The 20,760-nt window shown below is 42.8% G+C and carries 21 protein-coding genes; 16 read left to right on the forward strand and 5 right to left on the reverse strand.

What is annotated here, in order from left to right:
* Nucleotides 1–14: 14 nt before the first annotated feature.
* The 4 genes from DFP94_RS22160 to DFP94_RS26225 all read left to right on the forward strand — a co-directional run bounded on the left by DFP94_RS22160 (nucleotide 15) and on the right by DFP94_RS26225 (nucleotide 1,661).
* The gene (locus tag DFP94_RS22160; RefSeq protein WP_114498662.1) at nucleotides 15–422 is read left to right on the forward strand and encodes a DUF7668 domain-containing protein; all 408 of its coding nucleotides are present in this window, start codon (nucleotides 15–17) and stop codon (nucleotides 420–422) included.
* Between the two features lie 50 nt (nucleotides 423–472).
* Nucleotides 473–1,090: a hypothetical protein gene (locus DFP94_RS26215; protein WP_245955060.1), complete on the forward strand. Its 618-nt coding sequence runs from the start codon at nucleotides 473–475 to the stop codon at nucleotides 1,088–1,090.
* A 95-nt stretch (nucleotides 1,091–1,185) separates the two neighbouring features.
* Nucleotides 1,186–1,464, forward strand: coding sequence for an ArpU family phage packaging/lysis transcriptional regulator (locus tag DFP94_RS26220; RefSeq protein WP_245955061.1), 279 nt, complete (start codon nucleotides 1,186–1,188; stop codon nucleotides 1,462–1,464).
* Nucleotides 1,461–1,661 carry a hypothetical protein gene (locus DFP94_RS26225; RefSeq protein ID WP_245955062.1) on the forward strand — a complete coding sequence of 67 codons (201 nt, stop codon included), beginning with the start codon at nucleotides 1,461–1,463 and terminating at the stop codon, nucleotides 1,659–1,661. Before DFP94_RS26220 ends, DFP94_RS26225 begins: the two co-directional genes overlap by 4 nt.
* Nucleotides 1,662–2,280: 619 nt before the next feature.
* On the opposite strand, the gene DFP94_RS22175 is transcribed toward DFP94_RS26225, so the two are convergent.
* On the reverse strand, nucleotides 2,281–2,976 hold the full coding sequence (locus DFP94_RS22175) for a hypothetical protein (RefSeq protein WP_114498663.1): 696 nt from the start codon (nucleotides 2,974–2,976) through the stop codon (nucleotides 2,281–2,283).
* Between the two features lie 584 nt (nucleotides 2,977–3,560).
* Here DFP94_RS22175 and DFP94_RS22180 point away from each other — a divergent pair.
* The 3 genes from DFP94_RS22180 (at nucleotide 3,561) to DFP94_RS22195 (ending at nucleotide 5,277) form a co-directional block, all read left to right on the forward strand.
* Complete coding sequence (locus tag DFP94_RS22180; protein ID WP_114498664.1) at nucleotides 3,561–3,797, forward strand: hypothetical protein; 237 nt, start codon at nucleotides 3,561–3,563, stop codon at nucleotides 3,795–3,797.
* A 134-nt stretch (nucleotides 3,798–3,931) separates the two neighbouring features.
* Nucleotides 3,932–4,162: a hypothetical protein gene (locus tag DFP94_RS22185; protein ID WP_114498665.1), complete on the forward strand. Its 231-nt coding sequence runs from the start codon at nucleotides 3,932–3,934 to the stop codon at nucleotides 4,160–4,162.
* A gap of 374 nt (nucleotides 4,163–4,536) precedes the next feature.
* On the forward strand, nucleotides 4,537–5,277 hold the full coding sequence (locus DFP94_RS22195) for a YwqG family protein (protein ID WP_114498667.1): 741 nt from the start codon (nucleotides 4,537–4,539) through the stop codon (nucleotides 5,275–5,277).
* A 78-nt stretch (nucleotides 5,278–5,355) separates the two neighbouring features.
* Here DFP94_RS22195 and DFP94_RS22200 read toward each other — a convergent pair whose 3' ends face one another.
* Nucleotides 5,356–5,826, reverse strand: a complete 471-nt coding sequence (locus DFP94_RS22200; protein ID WP_114498668.1) for a pyridoxamine 5'-phosphate oxidase family protein — start codon at nucleotides 5,824–5,826, stop codon at nucleotides 5,356–5,358.
* Nucleotides 5,827–6,173: 347 nt separating this feature from the next.
* Between DFP94_RS22200 and DFP94_RS22205 the strand changes: the two genes are divergently transcribed.
* Nucleotides 6,174–6,410, forward strand: a complete 237-nt coding sequence (locus tag DFP94_RS22205) for a DUF6953 family protein (protein ID WP_114498669.1) — start codon at nucleotides 6,174–6,176, stop codon at nucleotides 6,408–6,410.
* 350 nt (nucleotides 6,411–6,760) lie between these two features.
* Here the strand turns inward: DFP94_RS22205 and pdxR are convergent, their stop codons facing one another.
* The gene (pdxR, locus tag DFP94_RS22210) at nucleotides 6,761–8,191 is read right to left on the reverse strand and encodes a MocR-like pyridoxine biosynthesis transcription factor PdxR (RefSeq protein ID WP_114498670.1); all 1,431 of its coding nucleotides are present in this window, start codon (nucleotides 8,189–8,191) and stop codon (nucleotides 6,761–6,763) included.
* Between the two features lie 217 nt (nucleotides 8,192–8,408).
* On the opposite strand from pdxR, the gene DFP94_RS22215 reads away from it, so the two are divergent.
* The 3 genes from DFP94_RS22215 (at nucleotide 8,409) to DFP94_RS22235 (ending at nucleotide 12,251) form a co-directional block, all read left to right on the forward strand.
* On the forward strand, nucleotides 8,409–8,957 hold the full coding sequence (locus tag DFP94_RS22215; RefSeq protein ID WP_114498671.1) for a pyridoxamine 5'-phosphate oxidase family protein: 549 nt from the start codon (nucleotides 8,409–8,411) through the stop codon (nucleotides 8,955–8,957).
* A gap of 414 nt (nucleotides 8,958–9,371) precedes the next feature.
* Nucleotides 9,372–11,519, forward strand: coding sequence for a helix-turn-helix transcriptional regulator (locus tag DFP94_RS26230; protein ID WP_484102790.1), 2,148 nt, complete (start codon nucleotides 9,372–9,374; stop codon nucleotides 11,517–11,519).
* A gap of 66 nt (nucleotides 11,520–11,585) precedes the next feature.
* Nucleotides 11,586–12,251 carry a DUF4386 domain-containing protein gene (locus tag DFP94_RS22235; RefSeq protein WP_114498673.1) on the forward strand — a complete coding sequence of 222 codons (666 nt, stop codon included), beginning with the start codon at nucleotides 11,586–11,588 and terminating at the stop codon, nucleotides 12,249–12,251.
* A 17-nt stretch (nucleotides 12,252–12,268) separates the two neighbouring features.
* Here the strand turns inward: DFP94_RS22235 and DFP94_RS22240 are convergent, their stop codons facing one another.
* The gene (locus tag DFP94_RS22240; protein ID WP_220270929.1) at nucleotides 12,269–12,640 is read right to left on the reverse strand and encodes a nitroreductase family protein; all 372 of its coding nucleotides are present in this window, start codon (nucleotides 12,638–12,640) and stop codon (nucleotides 12,269–12,271) included.
* Nucleotides 12,641–13,059: 419 nt separating this feature from the next.
* Between DFP94_RS22240 and DFP94_RS22245 the strand changes: the two genes are divergently transcribed.
* Nucleotides 13,060–14,223, forward strand: coding sequence for an InlB B-repeat-containing protein (locus tag DFP94_RS22245; RefSeq protein ID WP_114498674.1), 1,164 nt, complete (start codon nucleotides 13,060–13,062; stop codon nucleotides 14,221–14,223).
* An 80-nt stretch (nucleotides 14,224–14,303) separates the two neighbouring features.
* Here DFP94_RS22245 and DFP94_RS22250 read toward each other — a convergent pair whose 3' ends face one another.
* Complete coding sequence (locus tag DFP94_RS22250) at nucleotides 14,304–15,083, reverse strand: LacI family DNA-binding transcriptional regulator (protein WP_181873262.1); 780 nt, start codon at nucleotides 15,081–15,083, stop codon at nucleotides 14,304–14,306.
* 103 nt (nucleotides 15,084–15,186) lie between these two features.
* Here DFP94_RS22250 and DFP94_RS22255 point away from each other — a divergent pair, with 103 nt between their 5' ends.
* The 4 genes from DFP94_RS22255 to DFP94_RS22270 are packed head-to-tail and all read left to right on the forward strand — an operon-like array spanning nucleotide 15,187 to nucleotide 20,531.
* The gene (locus DFP94_RS22255; RefSeq protein WP_114498676.1) at nucleotides 15,187–16,884 is read left to right on the forward strand and encodes a glycoside hydrolase family 13 protein; all 1,698 of its coding nucleotides are present in this window, start codon (nucleotides 15,187–15,189) and stop codon (nucleotides 16,882–16,884) included.
* Nucleotides 16,885–16,892: 8 nt separating this feature from the next.
* Nucleotides 16,893–18,359: a sugar ABC transporter substrate-binding protein gene (locus tag DFP94_RS22260; protein ID WP_220270930.1), complete on the forward strand. Its 1,467-nt coding sequence runs from the start codon at nucleotides 16,893–16,895 to the stop codon at nucleotides 18,357–18,359.
* A gap of 10 nt (nucleotides 18,360–18,369) precedes the next feature.
* On the forward strand, nucleotides 18,370–19,698 hold the full coding sequence (locus DFP94_RS22265; protein ID WP_114498678.1) for a carbohydrate ABC transporter permease: 1,329 nt from the start codon (nucleotides 18,370–18,372) through the stop codon (nucleotides 19,696–19,698).
* Complete coding sequence (locus tag DFP94_RS22270) at nucleotides 19,695–20,531, forward strand: sugar ABC transporter permease (protein ID WP_114498679.1); 837 nt, start codon at nucleotides 19,695–19,697, stop codon at nucleotides 20,529–20,531. Before DFP94_RS22265 ends, DFP94_RS22270 begins: the two co-directional genes overlap by 4 nt.
* Nucleotides 20,532–20,760 lie beyond the last annotated feature (229 nt).

Genomic DNA, 20,760 nt, shown 5'->3' on the forward strand with positions numbered 1-20,760 from the left:
GGGGAGCACGTGGTATGCTTAAACGGGTTTCAGGTAAAGAGGAAGATATTATTCGGGCGTTCGCAAGAGAGCTTGTCGACTCCATCGCAGACGGAAAGTATGAGGAAATTGCTCATAAAGTTGATGATATGCAGGATTGGGACATTGAGCTATTAAAAGAGGTCATCGAGAGTTTTAAGGAAGATAATGAGTTGGAACAGATCGATAGGTTTGATGTGGAATGTACCTTTAGGCCTGTTTATAAAGATGGCAGCGTTTATCAACAAGAATCTTTCTACCACTTTAACGATGGAAGCGGAATTTCCTACGAATATGCTCTGACGACGGATGGCGAACCCAATGATTTGACGTTGAGTGTTGAGTTTCACTTTGAGGGTGACGATTTGAAAGTCATTTTTGAGAGTGGGCTTACTGTACTTTAATGACTTCCTATTTTAGAGGATGAGAAACTCTGCAAAGGAGTTATAACGATATGCTTTTACAGCTTCACAAGGAATCAATAAAGTACTTAATGACGGCCTCCCTTCGCGAAAATGATCCTAAGTTTATCTCCGCAATAAGTAATGTAGACTATGAGTTTTTAACAACAGATGAGGCAACATGGATAGAGCAGTTGTATTTTAAATTGAAAAATATCGCGCTGCGAAATAAAATTCTGTATGGTCTCATCCACTGCAAGGAATTGGAACTGGAACAATTTTTTCGAAACGCCTATAAAAAGGAACGATACCTGGACATGAGACTCCTCGCGATCCGTGGGCTGGCACATTATGCCTCAGAAGAAGAGATCAACAAGGTTATGAATCATTTCCTTAAGATCTTGATAAAAAGGCCGGAGACTACCCCCTATAACTACCAAGAATATGAGTTTTTAAGATCTGCTTTCGGGCTGCCTCTCTTAATTAAAAAATACGGATATCCCTGTTTTGAAAAAGCACTTCAACAAGTCGAGAAACAGTATGAGGATATGCCAGAAGCATTTAAGGGTCATTTTACTTTTGATGAAGACGGGAAGGCAGTACAGTTGAGAAGTCCACACGAAACGAAAGTAATGATTGAACGCTTTTTTGCGTCACAGTCTAATCACTAATCTTGTCGTACAATCAAAAGAGAGTAGCACGGGAGCGGCAGTCACTCGTGTAAAAGTTTCCTCACACAAATTATAACATGAGTGAGGGGATCGCGATGGGGAAAAGACGTAAGAATCCACTTCAGTTAGCATTCAATATTATGCCGATCGATGCGGCCGCTACTAGCGCAGCTGTTGAGAAACGTCTCGAAGAAGTTCGTCAATACCGTCAAATTGGTTTCGTCCGGCGGGAAGCGGCTATGATACCAGCTTATTCCCCACGGTACCACGGAGCGACGAATCAGATAAGCAAACCGACGGAGAATATTGCTACATGGAACATAGACAAGGAAGCCGAATTGAAGGCAAAAGATAGATTGTTGGAGAGGCCATGAGTAAGTTGTCAAGTACTGAGCGTGAAGTTATCGAACGGAGCTACCTTGATGATGAAGGCGAATATGATTTCATCAGTTGTGGAAAAATGGGCATCACTGATCGGAAATTTAGGTATATAAAAGCCGGGGCTATTTCTATTCTTGCGGCTGCAATGGGGCTTGAAGTCATTATTGACACTGACGATGTGGTGGTATAAGTTGTTTTCGGTTAATTACCGAGAAATTACCGAGAAATTACCGTATTGTCGCCATTCGTTGGACTTTATAAGGGGTATATTTGTATTGTAGAAAACAGGCGAGAATGACACGCACGGCTGCATGAATACGGCATTGAAACCGGGGCGTAACTCTTCTCGCCTTTCTATTCTAATTATCCTTAATCAAGGAGTGGAAAGTTTCTCAATTATCAGGATCAATATCGAATTGAAAGTGTATTTATCATTTCTAAAAATTCATTTGAAGCTGAAAACATTGTTTTTTGTACTCATAAGGGGGAGTATCCTAATCTACCTGTATGAAGTTATTTTATCCAAAGGAAAAGGGAGAGAGGGTAGTCCCTCAATCAATCTTGATGACCTTCGTGACACCCTCCCGTGTTTAGGTTACTTTAAGGTTTAGTTTCTTTTGAAAAAGTTATATAAAAAATAATTGATGCTAGTATGCAAATTGTTATAGATATAAGGATAAAAACATCTTGCATCACTGGTGTCAAATCCACTAATTTGAGAGATAAATTTCCTAACATCGCTCCTGCTGGTAAAGAAACTAGAAGTAACAGAATAGTGATAATGCCTATTGTGTGTTTATGTCTTCTCATTAGATTTTTTTGTCAATACTATAAGATAGGAAACGGGTTGGCTTCTTATAGGTACCTTCTTTTGTGTCAGTAGCTATTACCTCTTGGTTTATAGTGCTGATGGCTTGTTTAATTTGTTTCCAAGTGCCCCGTTCCTCATAAAACTTTATTCTGAATTCTCTTGTGTTAAAGCTAGAGGTCTCAGATGGCCCTTTGTATTTTGTTCCTTTAGTGTATTGTGCTGTTACAGTTATATCGGCACCGATAGCACCTTTATCAAAAGGTGATCCTGAAAAAGTCCCTTTAAGGGAACCTGTATATGTCCGGGATAATGTTACCTCCTCACCTCTAGCCACCGAGAACTTGAACTCATCTTTGTTAAGTGCATCGGCCACAGTAACTTTTGTGCTATTTGTATACTTATATACGTATGTCGGAGGAAGGGCCAAAGGGGAGGAAGGGGAGTTACTATTTTGTCTAGTTCTATCTTCAACGCTTGGGGCTTCACTATATTCATAAATAGTAATTAATCCGGCATCAGGATTGCTATCTTTCAAATCTTGAATGATATCCTGTGGTATTGATAAACCATTTGGATATATTACTATATTAGATTTATCAGTTTTTTGTCTTTCGTATGCACTTGCCGGTTGTGAAATTGGTGTGATCACCATTAACAAAGAAAGTGAAATTAAAAAAATAGTTTTTTTAAACATTTTCATCCCTCTTTCATATAATTTTAGAAAAGATAGTATTTTAATATTAAAACTCTACCTTGCTACCTCCTTTCATACCCTTATTCATTATCAAATCTGTAAAATATAGTAAAGTACTTATATTATACCAAATTAACAATAATATTCAATTAATAAAACAATAATGGAATTAAAGAAAATACATTAGGAAAAAGGGACTGTCAATAAATAGAAGCGTAATATTTTTTTGTCAGTTCAATGAAAAAGTCTTTCAAAGTACGTATAACAATTCAATACATAACTCGAAGTCGTTCCTTCCTGGAGCGGCTTTTTTATTGGGGTGTGATAGAGATGAGAATTATAAAATGGCTGGTTAAGTTGACTTACGGGAGATCAGATGACCCGAGAAACCGAGGTGAGCGACGACAAGGCCAGAAAACGTAATAGGCTTCAGCAGATCCGATCGGAGCCAAGCAACCCGAGAAATGTAAGAGGTGTATTTGGGGATCTTGGACCGGGATAAAACAGTTTTGTAGTAGACCGATTTGTCCCGAAAAGGTAAAATGTCCCTGATGCAATATAATTGTGACGGGGAGGTGTTTTGTTTGACTGAGAAATCAATTGATGGGATTATTAGTGGACTTATCGTTTCTTGGCCTACTCCAGATGAAATAGAGTTTCTAAGAGAAAACAAGAATGAGGCAATCGAAGTGATTAACGGATACGAAGTTCAACTTAGGAAAGTCATAGATGAATTAACGGAAAATGGTGATAATAACGGATTAATTCCTTTTTATGGTTCAATTGCAAAGAGTATCTCAGAAATTAAGCGGCTCCTATAAGGGGCTTTTAATTTGTCTAAACAACGCGTTACGAGCTAAATTTAGACATATGTGTTCTAGTTGACCAAATAGAGGCACAAAACCATAGAATGGTAGGAAGGGGCCGCGGTGAATCCGTACGGCCCTGTTTTTGTATGCATGTGTACGAAAACCAACATCAGGGCCTTCATCTTTCCGACCGGATATGGAAACACAATCAAAAATTTCGAATGGCTGTGATTGAGATCATTCAGGATGGTGTAGCCACCGGCGAGGATCCGGTCGAAACAGCGCGGCAAATTGAAAAATATGTGCGCCGAGGCCGTAAGACGCTTGCCGTGGATTATCCTGAGATGATGGAGCGCATGGGCGGCCGGATACCGTAAGATATCTCCTATGAGGCACTCCGGTTAGTCCGGACGGAGGCGGCTGCCGCCTTCGGGGAGGGGACGATCGCCGCGGCCAAAGTAAGTCCAAGCTATACCGGGATGAAATGGGTCCTTTCCGGATCTCACCCGGTACCGGACATTTGCGACGATCTGGCGAATGCGGATCACGGGCTGGGAAAAGGAGTCTGGCCGCCTGCCAGGAGCCGCCGATGCCGGCACATCCAAACCTGTGCATCCTGGTTTCTGTACATGAGGACACCGATTCGTTCATGCAGCGTCTGAACGAATGAGTCACTCGTGTTGCTCTCTTTACTGACCTGACGGTGGTTCGGTGAGAACGGGCGTTGATAAAAAGGATGGAGGAACTTAAATTGATAAAATATGAGATTCCTGAAATGTTGAAAGATCACGAAGACTTAATTAAAAGAACGCTTAGGTATAGTAATGAGATAAGTTTTAAACGAGAAGAAACAAACCCAGGGGAGAGCAAATTAGGGGGCTGTCCTTATTTAAAAAATATTAAAGATTACCCGATGGACGAGGCTGGGGAACCCATGTTGTTTATAGCCCAAATAAATCTGGCGGATCTTGAAAACCTGGACGAATTACCCGAAAAGGGACTGCTGCAATTTTATGTTGTAAATGAAGAGATGTTTGGTTTGGAAAGCCCGGTTTTAGTAAAATATATTGAAGATTTTGAAGAAAATGAAGAACCCTTAATAAGGACTAATCCTTATGAGAATGAAGAGTATAAGATGAATCTTCCTTATTCACACAGTGGAAAAATGTATTTTAAAACAAGGGAAATGCCCATGTCTTCCTCATTGGATTTATTTCATGAAACTTTTAAGAATGAGCTTTCAGAAGTAGAATATGAGAAGCTGAGCGAGGATTGCTATAGTTGTGACAGCAGAATTGGCGGTTACCCTTATTTTGTTCAGAATGATTATATAGGTTTTGATGAAAGTGATTTTCTTTTATTGCAGCTGGATATAGAGGATGAATGCGGTATTATGTTTGGGGATGCCGGGAATTGTGTTTTCTCTATTCCTAAGGATGCTTTGAAAAATAAGGACTTTTCAAAAGTAGTGTATGACTGGCAATGCTGCTGAACCCTACCCTAAGTAACAGCGAAGAATAGGGAGTGTACGGACACTCCCTTTGAGCTAACATTGTCTGTTATCAAATGTCTAACTTGCCGTCTTATTGACAAAATCAATCTCATTTCTGATCCCTTTGTGGGCGTCATTCCACAGGCCCTTTGTTAGGCGAATGCGTAGCAGACATGTGTTAGGGTCTTCGTCGTTATTGGCTTCGTAATACCACTCGGCAAATATTTTGCGCAGCTTTGTCATCATCTCCGCGTTTTTCTCGTCACACACCCAGCCCAGGTTTTCACCGATCCCATCGGCCGTAAAGTTTTCGACGATGATACAAACAGCGACTTCGGGGTTTTGGGCGATCTGCTGCATCTTGTTGGAAGTCGCGTAGGTGACGGTGTAGAACGCTCCGTCCTCATAATAGGCGTCCACAATGCGGGCGGCGGGGCGGCTTTTGCCATCGGCCCCCGGTTCCAGCGCGATGGTGGACAGAGAGATCAGGCCGTCCTTGTTGCCCACTTGATCTTCCAGCAACTTCATGGCTTCGTCGTACTTGCTCACTTTATTACCTCCCAATGTGTAATAAGGCATACATTATTAAGCTTATCATTGTAAAACCTTAGTGCATGTGAAGAATAATACGATAAAGTAACGAGCAAATGGCGACCTTAGTTGTAATCTATGTTTCCTTGGGTGAGGTCGGCGATTACTATTGAAGTTACCGCAGCATTAAGTGCTAGAATAGACCTAGAGCTCGGAAGGGGGGGCCTGGGGATGAACTCAAGCGGAATCGCCGGTGTGGGCACCCGCCTTTATCGAGGATCGCGGGATGCTGCAAGAAGGCTATGTTGAGTTAATGAAGGTTCCCGATAATGGGGCAATAAGCGAGTAAAAAGGAGCATAATCCTATGGAAGTAACCGCACAGGAAGTGGCAGAATGGATGGTCAAGGAAATCAGGTCTACGGGAACGCTATATCAGACCGATGCGATTGAATATGTGAAGACCCATTTCGGCGAACAATTCGTATTCGTGAATGAGAATGGAAATACATCGCTGTCTAAAGAGGTGAAGAAGGCTTTCCGCAAACTCCACGGCGGCAGAATTGCTTGGGACCGCGATGGATTCTTTTGGGCTTGGACCTGAGGAGTATGATGCTGCATTGAGATATACGAACTTGAAGAAGTACTTCTACATCAACAGAAACTATCGCTAGAATTACTGCCAGTCAAGCTTAAATTCAATTCTCAGTGAGCGAGGTGCTCAAGCTCCATGAAATCTACCGAGGATGGAAAAGGAGGATTAACTGAAACCTCCTTCCGTGTCGCGTACTATCGGGAAATACAAGATTTGAGGGCTGATGTCACGTCCGATTTCATTGGACCCTACTGGGACGAGTATGGGGAAGAAAATTGGGCTTAACGGCTCAAGGGTGCGGCAAGGTTTTATAAAGCTGCCCCTTTATTTATCTGGAATGGATGGATGTCATGATGACCTTATAAGGTCGCCTCCGCAAAACGATGAATCCCTTGCTCAATCGATGCTTCATCTACTTTTGCAAACCCCAACACCCATCCCTTTCGGTTGCTTTCCAAACAATAGGGTCGAAGAGGGTATACGCGTATTCCCTTTTGAAGAGCTAACTTTGTCATGGTTTCTTCGTCGTATGACTCTTCAGCTTCAAGGAACATGTGCAATCCCGTTTCTGCTCCCCTTAATGTGAAACGCTCCTCTAAACCGCTAGCCACTATAGCCTTTGTCATGGCTTCGTGCCTTCTTCGGTACACATTTCTGACTCTTCTCATGTGGCGCATAAAATGACCATTCTGGATGAAGTGGGTTAGTGTTAGCTGATCCATAATCGGGAGATGACGGTAGGTCAGCTCCTGTACTTTGGCTAGTTGAGCAATTGCCTCGACAGATCCGGCAATAGCCGAAATTCGAATGCCTGGAGCAATCATTTTAGAAAAACTCATGAGGTATAAGGTATTATTAGGCGCTTGGCTAAACAGTGTCGGAAGCGGTTCCCCGCGATATCGAAATTCGCTATCATAATCGTCCTCGATGATCCAGAATTGTTCTTGAATAGCTTGATGTAGCAATTGTTGCCTACGCGGCTCCGACATAACGACCCCGACCGCGCACTGGTGCGAAGGAGTCGTAAAGACCAGTTTGGATTTTGGATGAATATGCTCAACCACTAGACCATACTCATCAACGGGTACGGGCACCACATTCATACGCCGATATTTCATCGCCATCCAGGCTGCCGGAAAACCGGGGTCTTCTACAGAGACAGTATCCCCGTCAGCTAAAAGCGATTGTGCGATTAAGTCAATACTATGCTGAGCCCCTGAGGTCAACAGAATCTGATCGGTTTGGAGATGGATGCCTCGTTCAAGCGATAAATAACGCTGAATTTGCTCACGTAACGGGGTGAAACCATAGGGATCACCGTAAGCCCAGTTTGATAAATCCATTGCAGCGGATGCGTGGAGAAGACATTGTCGCCAGTTTTTTTGAAATTGTTCATCCAAATAGGGCTCATGGGGACTAAAATCAATATCCACTTCTCGTTGTTCTTTGCCTCTGAACCAGTCATGTAATTGATCGACAGCCGAGTTCAACAAGGGAAGGGAGGGGGGGATGGGACCGTCTGCCATGATTTCCTTCGTTGACTCTGCGACTTGCTTCCAATTACTAACTCGCGTCCCTCCTCGGCGGGAGGTAACCGTATAGCCTCGACTTAGCAATTCCTCATAGACGATCTGTATAGTTGAACGAGAGACACCTACCATGTGAGCAAGTTCGCGGGAAGGAATCAGTAATTCTCCTGGCGCCCAGATTCCGCTAGTAATATTATGAATCGCTTGATCAAGCAATTGCTGCCAGATTGGCCTCTTATCATCACGAATTACTTTCATCATCGTACCCACCTCCAAATAGAAGTTTCAATCCTAGATATTGATTATGGATTGCTCTGAACCGAGATGTTTGGATGTTTCAACGCAATCCATTCGTTGATATACTACCGTAATAACGCTGGGATTTGCAAACTGGTCGTTGCTTCGCGCTCCGAAGAGTACCGGATCATGCTGGGCTGGAGCGGGGTGAAATCTTAGGAGTGAAAGGGGAAATTTTGAAATGGATTCGGTTCGTTACAAGATCAGGGAATGCCGGGATCAAGAAAAAATCGAAAGTTTCCTACATCAAGCGAGAATTGGGTATCTTGGGTTGGTTGATGGGAAACTGCCCTATGTCGTACCGCTTAATTATGTGTGGACGGAAGGGAAGCTCTATTTTCACGGGGCTGGAGACGGAAGACGTAATCATGTCATGAGCGAAAATCCAGAGGTGTGTTTTACGGTATGTGAGGAATACGGAACTATCACGGATCCGGTACCTGCCAAAACGGATACGGCTTATATGAGCGTCATGATCTTTGGTCAAGCGGAGCCGATCACAGATTTGGACGAAGCCACCCATGTGCTTCAGGAAATGCTCAATAAGTACGTACCCGGCTATTATAACCGCCCCTTGTCGAAGCAGCATGTGGACAAGTATAGGTCGGCTGTATTCGGTGGACCGGTTCAAGTTTGCAGGATTATTCCGCACCATATGACGGCAAAAGAAAGTCCGATTGAAGCAGAAAAAATGTATAGAACGGTCATGAATGCCGGTAGAGAGATTTAACGATAAGATACTGTTACGACTTGTGGTCAGACGAATGCGCAGCAGGCATGTGTTAGGGTCTTCGTCGTTATTGGCTTCGTTATACCAACGCGGCTATGTCCGAAAGGGAGCGGAATTTTGGGACTCTCATGAAGTTCTGGATGCCATCGATGGTCCAAAGGCGCTGCAGTGTCCAAACCTTGGGATTTTGAATTTTGATAGGGTTTCGTTTCAGTATTTGAACGATTCCAATTTGACCGTTCCCATCCATGTTCCCCATCAAGACGGCACAGTAGAAAAAATGCAGCGTTTATTATTCGATTATCGAAGTCAGCACTCGGAGGAGCTTGAACTCTCTTAAAGAGTTTACGTATCACAAATGCTTCGCCCACAACCTCATTGATGATGGATAATTGGTGTTGCTATAATAGACCTATGTCAACCCAAATAAACACCACCAAATTATATATCCCTGCGCTTCGGTCGAGGACGGTCATACGCCAGCGGTTAACTGAAAGATTGAACAAGGGTCTGCACCGCAAATTGACTTTAATCTCTGCACCGGCGGGCTATGGCAAAACGACGTTAGTCTGCGAATGGCTAGCCGGTTGCGAGCGACCGGCTGCATGGCTTTCGCTTGAACAGGGAGACACCGAACTTACGCGTTTTTTGACGTATATGATTTCCGCTCTTCAGACTTTAGAGGAGAATATAGGAGAAGGCGTGCTTTCCGTGCTTCACTCCCCCCAACCGGCACCGACGGAGTCCATCCTGACGGCTCTTCTTAATGAACTTGCGGCCATTCCATCTCCATTCATCCTTGTCCTTGATGATTATCATGCGGCGAGCTCAAGAGAGGTCGACGAGGCGGTAAGCTTCTTGCTGGACCATCTTCCCACGCAACTGCACCTTGTCATAACGTCCCGCGAGGACCCGGCCATTTCTCTGCCACGGCTACGAGTTCGGGACCAATTAACCGAGCTGCGCGCTACAGATATGAGATTTACGCTTACCGAAGCCGAGACCCTCTTTAACCATGTCATGGATCTTCATCTTTCCACGGATCATATAACCGAGTTGCAATCACGCACCGAAGGATGGGCTGCGGGCCTGCGCTTGGCTGCGCTCTCTATTCAGGAGGACCACGATGCCGATCGGCTCCTCCAGTCTTTCACGGGCAATCACCATTTCGTGCTGGATTATCTGGCAGAAGAGGTTCTGCAACGGCAGCCTTCAGCCGTGCAGGATTTTTTGCTACGAACCTCTATCCTCGACCGATTATGCGGATCTTTGTGCGATGACATCATGGCCAATTCCGAGGCTTCCGGCAAAGACATGCTAATCGAGCTTGATCGTAGAAATTTATTTGTTGTTCCCATGGATCAGGAACGACGCTGGTATCGCTATCATCATTTGTTCGCGGATATCCTCCGTAGACGGCTGCTGGAAAATATGAATGGGAGCGATATCACCGAATTACACCAACGAGCGAGCATTTGGTATGAAGACCATGGCTTCGAGATTGAGGCGTTTCATCATGCCGTAAAAGCTCAGGACATTACGCGAAGCTCGCGCCTGCTTCAAGGCGGCGGGATGCCGTTGCATCTGCGAGGAGCTGCAAGAATGGCGCTCGACTGGCTGGAATCATTGCCTGCCAAGGAACTGGATGTAAGACCGGAGTTATGGGTGTATTATGGCTCTGCCCTATTGATAGCCGGTAAACCGACGGGAGTCGAACACAAGCTCCGAGCGGCAGAGGCTGCATTGGAAGGCATGGACCAAGAAGACGTTGGCGTCAAGGAACTGATCGGCTGGATCGCGGCCACTCGCGCGACATTGGCCTCTTTGATGTTAGCCGATAATCACAATGGTGCGGAACCGAATCTACAAGCGGCCGAAGCGGCTATGCAAGTCTCGGGACTAGAAGATAAGACGGAGGATCTTGTCGGATTAATTACGCCTGCTCGAAATGCGGGGAAAAGTGAAACAAACGGAGTAGACCAAGTCATCGCCCAATCACGACGTGCGCTTGCCTATTTGCGACAGGACAATCTGCCTGCCCGGACGGCATCTGCTTGGATGTTGGGCGTCGCTTGCCAGCGGCGGGGGGATTATGCCGAAGCATGCGCAGCTTATAACGAAGTCATAGCGAATTGCCGAATGATCGATCATCAACTGATGGCAGTAATGGCCACGATCGGAATCGCTCAGATAAGGGAAGCGGAAGGGCGGCCCGATCTGGCAGCGGAGTGTTACCGGGAAGCTCTAAGGCTTGCCGGCGGTCTGCCGCACCCAGCTATAAAAGAAGCCCAGATGGGTCTGGAGCGCGTGAGCCGCGTCCTCGAAGGCGAATTGAAGGATATCCTGATTGAGCCGCTTAGCCAGCGCGAAATTGAAGTGCTGCAGCTCATCGATCAGGGACTCTCCAACCGGGAGATCGCCGACAAGCTCTTCTTGGCATTGGATACGGTGAAGGGCCACAATCGAAGGATTTTTGAGAAGCTCCACGTGCAACGACGTACGGAAGCGATCGCTCGCGCCCGCGACCTCAATTTACTAAAGAGAACCCCAAAACCACACTAAAGTGTCTATAGGTCCTATCCTCTTTGAGCTATACTGCTATCAATTAGCTAGGAGAGGAGATCAGGCATGAAAAAGGCGGAGAGAATGGTAGGGGCATTGTTTTTGTTATCAACGTGCTCCTTCCTGATAGGGAGTGGGATGTTGGATCCTATTTTGCATCGAAATGACTTGCTTGTCAGTGTGGATTCCGATCGAATGAGCGTGTTTGCAGGATTGTTCTTGGAGCTAGTTAACGCCATAGCGGTTGTGGGGATTGCCATGTTGCTGCAGCCGACATTAAAGAAATATCATGATGCGTTTGCGTTTGGTTACTTCGCTTCTCGTGTCATGGAGTCGGTATTGCTGATGATAAGTTTAATCGGTCCGCTGATCCTTCTCGCGTTAAGCAAGCAGTCTGTATCCGCAGGAACTACCGGTGATTCATATCTGCAAACGTTAGGGAATTTAGCGGTGGAAGCCCACTATTTGCTGTTCGATATAGCCATGCTTGTACTGAGTTTAGGGAGCTTGTTATTTTGCTATATTCTCTATCGATCAAGATTAGTTCCGCGATGGTTGTCCATTATCGGCCTAATCGGGTATACGGGTCTGTTAGCAAGTAGTTCTCTGTCCGTGGCCGGACTGGATGCCGGAGAGGTTCTTTACATCCCTGGAGCGATATTCGAACTCGTCTTACCGGTTTGGCTCATGGTGAAGGGATTTAATCCGCATGCGCAAGCTTCCGCCAAATAAGGTTCAGATTCTTTTGACTATTTTCGTTTTTTTCCAACAGCGCCAAGGAAAATAATGAATTCTTCATCACCGTCTAAACCTAATACCTCGTCGATCAGGTTTTGGTCATAAATACCGATCGCACAAGCTCCGGCATCGATCGATTCGCTTGCCAGATAAAGGTTCTGAGAAACATGTCCTATATCGATCAGAATTTTTTTATGTGCTGAGATATCATATTTCCATTCGGAACGGTATGGAATTGTACTCCATGCGAACATTACGGCAGCCTTTTTCGCGAAATTCGGGACAAATGGCTGCTCTAATGTAATGGCATCAATTTTTTGATCAATTTCATCTAGCCCCTCCTTTAATATTTCTACTGAATAAAAGTATACACGTCCAGGCAATTGTGATTGTGATACGAATCACGTACTTTTCATTTGCATAAAAGGAGTTCCCTTCCGGCTCCTCTTTGATTTCTCGTCAATAGCTCCGTTACGGTGAACCCTACCATAAGTGACGGCGAAAAATTTTGTTGTGGAAAGTTGAATCGTCAATACGCTTCGTTGCTGGGTCTTGGGCAGACGGCTGTGTCAGAGTACAACGCCCGTGGCCGCCGCGGTAAACGGTTTTTAGGATTTAGAAGTAGGAGTGGTATGGGTGATCGTTCTGAAAGATATTAGTAAAAAGTTGAATTGACATGTAACAACTGACATAGTAAAATTTGCTTAAACAGTTAAGCAACAAAAATTAGGCGTCTTTTGCTTAGACGCTATTTATTTTAATTTTTGCTTAACCGGTTAATCAATCGGGAGGGTTAGAATTTATGAGAAAATGCAGAGCTATATTTATGGTATTATTATCTATTTTCTTAAGCATTTTTTTACTGACTGCTTGCGGAAAATCAGACTCCACAATGGAACCTGCCGTATCAAAAAACCCGGATAGTTCAAAGGAAGACATAAAGAAAACGCTATATATAGTAACTTTTTATGATATGGATGGGAGTACGGAATTATCAAAAGAAGAAGTCAAGGAGAATGAATCGGTAAGTGAATATACCCCAAAGAAAGAGAACTATATATTTATGGGCTGGTATGCAACACCTTCTTTAACCCATAAATATGACTTTAGCACACCAGTGACTGCCGATACGAAAATCTTTGCAGGCTTTTTAGAAGATAAGGAAGATACAAGGAGTTTTGCTGTTGTTGGAAGCGGTAAGAGTCCGATCCTCGTCACCTCCAACTGGGGAACTGTGATTAACGACAATCTGATTCTAACCAAGGAGAAAGATGAAAACGCTTACTCCATAAACATGGATTTGTATGAAGGTGACGAATTCCAGTTAGCGACGAATTCTTCATGGTTTAACCAAAGGGGGGCAGGCTATTTAACGACTACAAGTCAGGACGGAATGGAATACTTTGCGGGCTCTGGCGGTAATTATCAATCGGCTGAAGCCAAAAAGGCTAATATTAAATGCCTCAAATCCGGTAACTATACCCTTAAGTTGACTACATATCCTGGTGCTGATGTCTATGATACCGAGAATAGCAATTACACCGAAGCGACGAAAGAAAATTTTAATTCGAATCCCTACGATACCATTGAGTGGATATATAACGGGGAACCTAAGGACCCAATAGCGGATATTACAACCTCATACTATATTAAGAGTTCCATTACAACCGGCTGGAATGACGTTTATAAAGACGAATACAGATTCAAAGAAATAGACGGACTACCTGCTTTAACCATTAAGTTAGCGGAGAAAGAAGAATTTTTATTTACTTCCACAGTCAAAGCGGGAGACGCAGAAAGTGTAGGAAACGAGTATGTAAAATTCAGTAATATTAAGGACAAAAATTCGCTGGAATTTGTTGAGGGCAGTGCCAGTGATAATATCATCGCAAAAGCGGCGGGAGTTTATACCTTTACCTATAATCCGGAAACGAAAGAACTGACCGTAAGCTTTAAGACAAAATAGAAAATTCAAAAGTAAACAGGCCGCCGCATTTCACGGCAAAAGGCTGCCCTATATTTTACGGCAGCCTTTTGCAAAGATGATTATACAAATTGGGCGTGTTCCATATCAGGAATGCGATTTATAGCAAAGTCTATGCAACGATACACCCTGTCCATTTTCGAATGCAAGTCGTACGGAATATAGCAGGAATGTTCCTTTCCTGCCATAAGATCCTTCAGGGCACTCTGATTATATACGCAATTTTGATTAGCAATCTCTGAAATATCCGTTAAATCCTTTACAAACTTTACTTCACGGAAAGTTTTGCAGATAAACGATTTTAATAACTCATTGTTTGGAGGTAGACATAAATAGAAGTAATTATCTTCTCCAAAATGTTGATCCGCATGTTGCTTTAGAAGTTTATAGTCGCTGCAAATTTGAAAAAACCAGGGAATATCAATTAAGCAGTCAACGGCGATTACAGGAACAAGATTCTTATCCCCGATCCGAAGGAAAAAATCAAGTGTAGCGTCAAAACATACAATGGCATCTACGTGATTTAATTTTGCAATTTCCTTATTATCTTGGATAACCAGATGATATCCGTAATGCGTCGAAACCTCGGATAATGCCTCAATCAAAAGTAATTGCTCGGAACGTTTTAACAGAGAACTCTCAGGCATCATATAAAGAGCGATATTATAAGTTTTGCTTGTAGACAGAGACTTCGCTGAGGAATTTGGTTTATAGTCCAACAGATTGACTATTTGCAGAACCTTCTTCCTTGTTTCTTCGCTGATTCGTTGATCCGTGCGGTTATTTATCACATATGAAATTGTGGCCACCGAGACACCTGCTTGCTTAGCAATGTCTTTCATTGTAATTTTTTTATCCATGACTTAGTTATATACTCAATTGGCATTTTTGTGAATATACAAAAAAACGGATAGATAAAAATCTAACATCAGAGGGATGGATACCATGAATAAACAAGCACTATTACATATACCTGAATCAAAATACTGCTATCCCGTAAATCAGAATACGATCATATTACGTTTGCGTATGGATAAAGAAGATGAAATAGGCTGCGTTGAGGTAGTATACGGTTGTAAATACAAGTTCCACATGGAACAAAAAGCGGCAGTAATGGAAGAGAAATATAAGGATGATCTATTTAAATACTACGAAATAGAACTTAAGTTGGAAGATGTAAGACTATCCTATGTGTTTCGAATTTGGAAGGGTCAGGAATGCCGCTATTTTTCCGAAGATGGGCTTACTTCCGCCTATGATTTTAAATTGTCCTATTATAATTCCTTTCAGCTACCCTATATAAATGAAAATGATATTCATGAAGTAGTGGAGTGGATGCGGGGCGCCGTGTTTTATGAAATTTTTATCGACCGCTTTTATCAAGGGTTAATAGATAAAACTACGGATTATATCAATTTGGAATGGGGCAGGATACCGGATCCCAAGAGCTTCACAGGCGGAGATATTCCGGGCGTTACGCGCAAGTTGGATTACCTAAAGGATCTTGGGGTAAATGGCATCTACTTAACTCCCGTATTCGAGTCCATTTCCAACCATAAATATGATACATCCAATTATAAAAAAATTGACCGGCATTTTGGAACAAATGAGGATCTTTATAAACTAGTAAACGAGGCTCATAAACGAGGTATTAAGATAGTATTGGATGCGGTATTCAATCACTGCAGCAATCTGCTGCCGCAATTTCAGGATGTGCTTTTAAAAGGAAAAGAATCCAAGTATTTTAATTGGTTCATGATTGATGGCGATAGCATTGATACCCAAAACATCAATTATGAGGTGTTTGGTTACAGCGAATATATGCCAAAGTTTAATACCAGTAACCCCGAAGTACAAGAATTTCTATTGGATATAGCTCTCTTCTGGATCAAGGAATACGATATTGACGGTTGGCGCTTGGATGTATCGGATGAGGTTTCTCATCACTTTTGGAGAAAGTTAAGAGAAGCGGTTAAGAAAGTTAAGCCGGAGTGTGTAATCATCGGGGAAAACTGGCACGATGCCAATGCATTTTTACAGGGAGACCAGTATGACAGCATCATGAATTACGCCTTTACCAAAGCCTGCCTGGATTATTATGCTTTCCAGACGGTTAACGCACAGGGCTTTGCCGAAAAGTTAAATCATTTGTTAATGAGAAATAGCGGGCAGGTTAACGCTATGATGCTGAATCTTTTGGATTCTCACGATACGGACCGTTTTTTTACCTCTGTAAATAAGAATAAGGACCGCTTACTTTCGGCCATTGCCGTCATGTGTATGTATATGGGGGCACCTTGTGTTTATTATGGGACGGAATTATACCTTGAGGGAGGATATGATCCGGATAACAGAAGGTGTTTTGATTGGGAGGAATCCCGCTGGGATATTCCGTTTTTGGAGATTTTAAAAAGTCTGTTGTCATTAAAGCAAAAGCCCGCTTTACAGAAGGGAGATATCCGTATTTCCTATGATGAGAATCTATGCTATATCATTCGAACCTTTGAAAACAGTGAAATTATATTAATTCTGAATCAATCCGGTAAAACAGTACGCATAAGCCAAACAGGCTCAATACTGGCTCAAAATAAATTGCTGGAATGCAACTTATCAACGGATGGATTTGCAGTTTACGAAAATTAGAGGAGTGGATGATGATGAAGAGATTTTTCGGCCTTTTCCTAGTAGTCTTGTTAAGCGTAGGACAACTGACCGGCTGTAAATCAGAAGCCTTGGATGAGAAGGATCCGTCTGCCCAGACCAATGCATTAAAATCGATTTACAACGGCGAATTAGAAAGAAATGTGACACTTCGCATCCTTGAAAATGACACAGCCATCGAACAGGGATACTTTAAACAATTAATTGACGCCTTTAATGAGAAATATAAGGATTACGGAATTGTTGCAGTGGATGCCAATATGGATCAGCGCAGTAATTTGGCGGACGACGGACCTTATGGATATGGGCCGGATGTATTGTATCAGGCCAATGACTCCATTATGAAATATGTAAAAGGGAAACATATTTATCCAATCCCTGCAGAATCTTTGGAGTCCTTTTCCCAGATTCCCGAAAACGCATGGGAGGCATATAAGTCCGAGGTAGACGGCAAACCCTATTATATGGGAGTTCCCGTAAATGTCCAGACCTCCATGTTATTTTATCGTAAGGATATGCTTCCTAAAGACTGGGAGACCAATTGGGATGACAATAAGAATAAGGTACCGGACATGGTAGAGAACTGGAATGCTTTGTATAAGTATTCAAAAGCAACCGTTGAATCGGGTACTGGAAAATATGGCTATATGCGGTCATTATATGATGTATATTTTTCTTCCGGCTTCCTTTTCTCCTATGGAGGTTATATCTTTGGAGATCATAATACGAACCCAAAAGAAGTGGGATTATCTGCCGGTAATGCCGAGGTTGGAGCAAATGTTTTGTTAAAACTTGCTTCTGTAATGAATGAAGAGTGCATAGACGATTCCATAACAGTAAATGGCTATAGCAAAATTGCAGATGGTACCTATTTTGCAACGATGACAACACCGGATGTGTATACCTTATTTATTAAAGAGCTGGCATTGGAATATGAAAAGCAAGGGATGAGTACGGAGAAGGCTAAAGCATTGGCTGAAGAAAATCTGGTTGTAGCCGGACTGCCTATGCTGCCTGCAAGTGGTGATTTAACGGAAGAAAATCCGGAATTAATCCCTCAAAAGGCTATGGGAGGCATAAACGGATATGCCATCAGTGCTTATACAAAAGCACCCAATGCCAGCCTTGCTTTTGTGGAATTTGCCGCAAGTTATGAGATGATCATGAAGCGACAGGAGCTGCTTGGAAGTATACCGGCACGTTCCGATGCTGCTAAGGCGGTCGGAGGAGTCTCGGAAATCGTATTTAATAACTTAAATGAAGGAAACGTGGTAGTAATGCCATCCATTACGGAAATGGTACAGGTATGGTCACCGTCAGAGACCTTCTTTACGGATTTAGCAAAGGATGCTTTTCGTACATCCGATAAAAAATATACTTCTTTAGAAGAGCTAAAGAGTGGGTTAAAGGTTGTAGATCAGCAAATCTATGATGCCATCCACACACTTTCTAATTAGAGGTGTTTATATGAATATATTAAACAAAAAAATAGAGAAACCATTTTTTTTAAGAAAAAATGCGGGTAAAAATGTTAAAGCCAGTATATGTCTTATGGGCCTGGGTCAGTTAATGTATGGCCAAATTGGGAAGGGGCTGCTATACCTTGCCATACTTGTCTGTGGAGTTCTCTATTTTATATCTCGGGGTTTTTCCGACTTGGCGGGTCTTTTCACATTAGGAACCAAGGAAAAGGATGCTTGGTTTGGCATTGAAGGAGATAACTCGGTTGTTATGCTGCTTATGGGCATTCTTTTCATAGCGGCAATTATACTATTTATTGGCTGTTACCTTTCAAATATCCGAGACATATATGAAACCCAAACTCGGGTGGAGAAGGGAGGGAGACCAAGAACCTTCACGGAAGATGTTAAAAAGTTACTGGACGAAAAATTCTACAAGACAGCATTGTTTCTGCCGGTTATAGGCGTATTTGTATTCAGTATATTGCCCATTATATTTATGATTGCGGTTGCATTTACGAATTATGGCGGTAACATTGTTCCTCCAGAACTGGTCGATTGGGTTGGCTTCAGGAATTTTATACAGATTGCCACCCTTTCAAAATTTGCGCCAACCTTTGGAAGGATTCTTAGCTGGAACCTGCTTTGGGCGGCAAGCGCCACCTTTTTAAATTATTTTGCAGGTCTTGGTCTTGCTCTGCTTCTTAATAAGAAGTGCGTAAGAGGCACGATTATATGGAGGGCATTTCCGATCCTGGCCTACGCGGTACCCGGATTTATTACCCTGCTTGGTTTCCGCTTCATGTTTTCTTATGGCGGACCTATTAACCAAATGATTATGGATATGGGGCATAAGGCCATTGGTTTTTTGGATATCGATGCGAAATGGATGGCAAGGCTTATCGGCTTATTGGTAAACGCATGGATTACAGTACCCTCCATCATGCTTTTAGCCACAGGTATATTAACAAATCTGGATACGGAGCAGTTAGAGGCTGCTAAAATTGACGGTGCGAAACCGTGGAAGCAATTCACAAAAATCGTCTTGCCTTTTGTCTTGTTTTCCACGACTCCGGTATTGATTGGGCAGTTTATTGGAAACTTTAATAATTTCGGCATCTTCTTCTTCCTCCGCGGCGGATTATATATGGATGGATACTTCTTAGCTAGCGATACGGACCTGTTAATTAACTGGCTTTATAATTTATCCATTAGTAACAACTATTATAATATCGGTGCGGCAATCAGTTTAGTCATATTCCTTATCACCTCTATGATTTCTCTGTTTGTATATGTTAAATCTCCATCGTATAAAGAGGAGGATGTTTTCCGATGAAAAAATACAGATTCCTTCGTGCGGCGGATACCGTTATTACCCATTCCACGCTAGTCGTGGTTTCATTGATCTTCCTCATTCCTTGCCTTTGGTTGATTTTAGCGTCTTTTAGTAAATCAGGATCCATCTATACATACAATGGCTTTTTCCCCAGTGAATATAGTTTGGACACCTTTATTACCTTATTTACGGATACCGCCATGTATAATTACCCCAGGTGGTTTATGAATACGTTGCAGATTGCGATATTCAGCAGTCTGATTGGTACTTTTCTTGTGATATTAACGGCATATACCATGTCCAGGTTCCAATTTAAGAGCAGGAAGAGAATCATGAAAGGAACACTGATCCTTGGCATGTTTCCCTCCTTTATGGGAATGATCGCCGTATATATTATCATGACGCAATTCGGACTAATCAATAATTTATGGGGTGTCATCCTAATTTACAGTTCCAGCGCACCAATGGGCTATTTAACCCAAAAAGGTTTTTTTGATACCGTACCTTACTCTATTGATGAAGCCGCTAAAATTGACGGGGCAACAAATTTTCAGATATTTTTAAAAATTAATCTGCCACTGTCCCAGCCCATGATAGTCTATACCGCACTAACAAGTTTTACCTTCCCCTGGAGTGACTTTATATTGCCAAAGCTATTATTAAAGGAAAAAGATCTCTATACAGTAGCGGTGGGTCTGATGAACCTTGGTGAAACTGAATTTTCAAGATTTGCGGCAGGCTCCGTTTTTATAGCGGTACCTATTGTTTTTTTATACTTCATACTGATTCGTTATATGATACATGGGATGACGGCCGGTGCAGTAAAGGGATAAGAATATAGCCATCCCTAGTATTTTATTAGGCATTTGATGGTCCGCAAGGATTAGATAAAATGTGACAGGCTGGCTTAGAAGAAAACACCAAAGGGGTGTTTTCTCAGGCTGTCGAGAAAGTCTCGACAGCCTTCTTTATGTTATATTTATTTAAGACGACACCGCGTTAATGTTGTATAATATAGGTAGCTATTTATAGAACGGGATGGTGTCTGCATGTTGCGTTCCA

It is taken from the genome of Fontibacillus phaseoli, assembly GCF_003337355.1.
Classification (GTDB): domain Bacteria; phylum Bacillota; class Bacilli; order Paenibacillales; family Paenibacillaceae; genus Fontibacillus; species Fontibacillus phaseoli.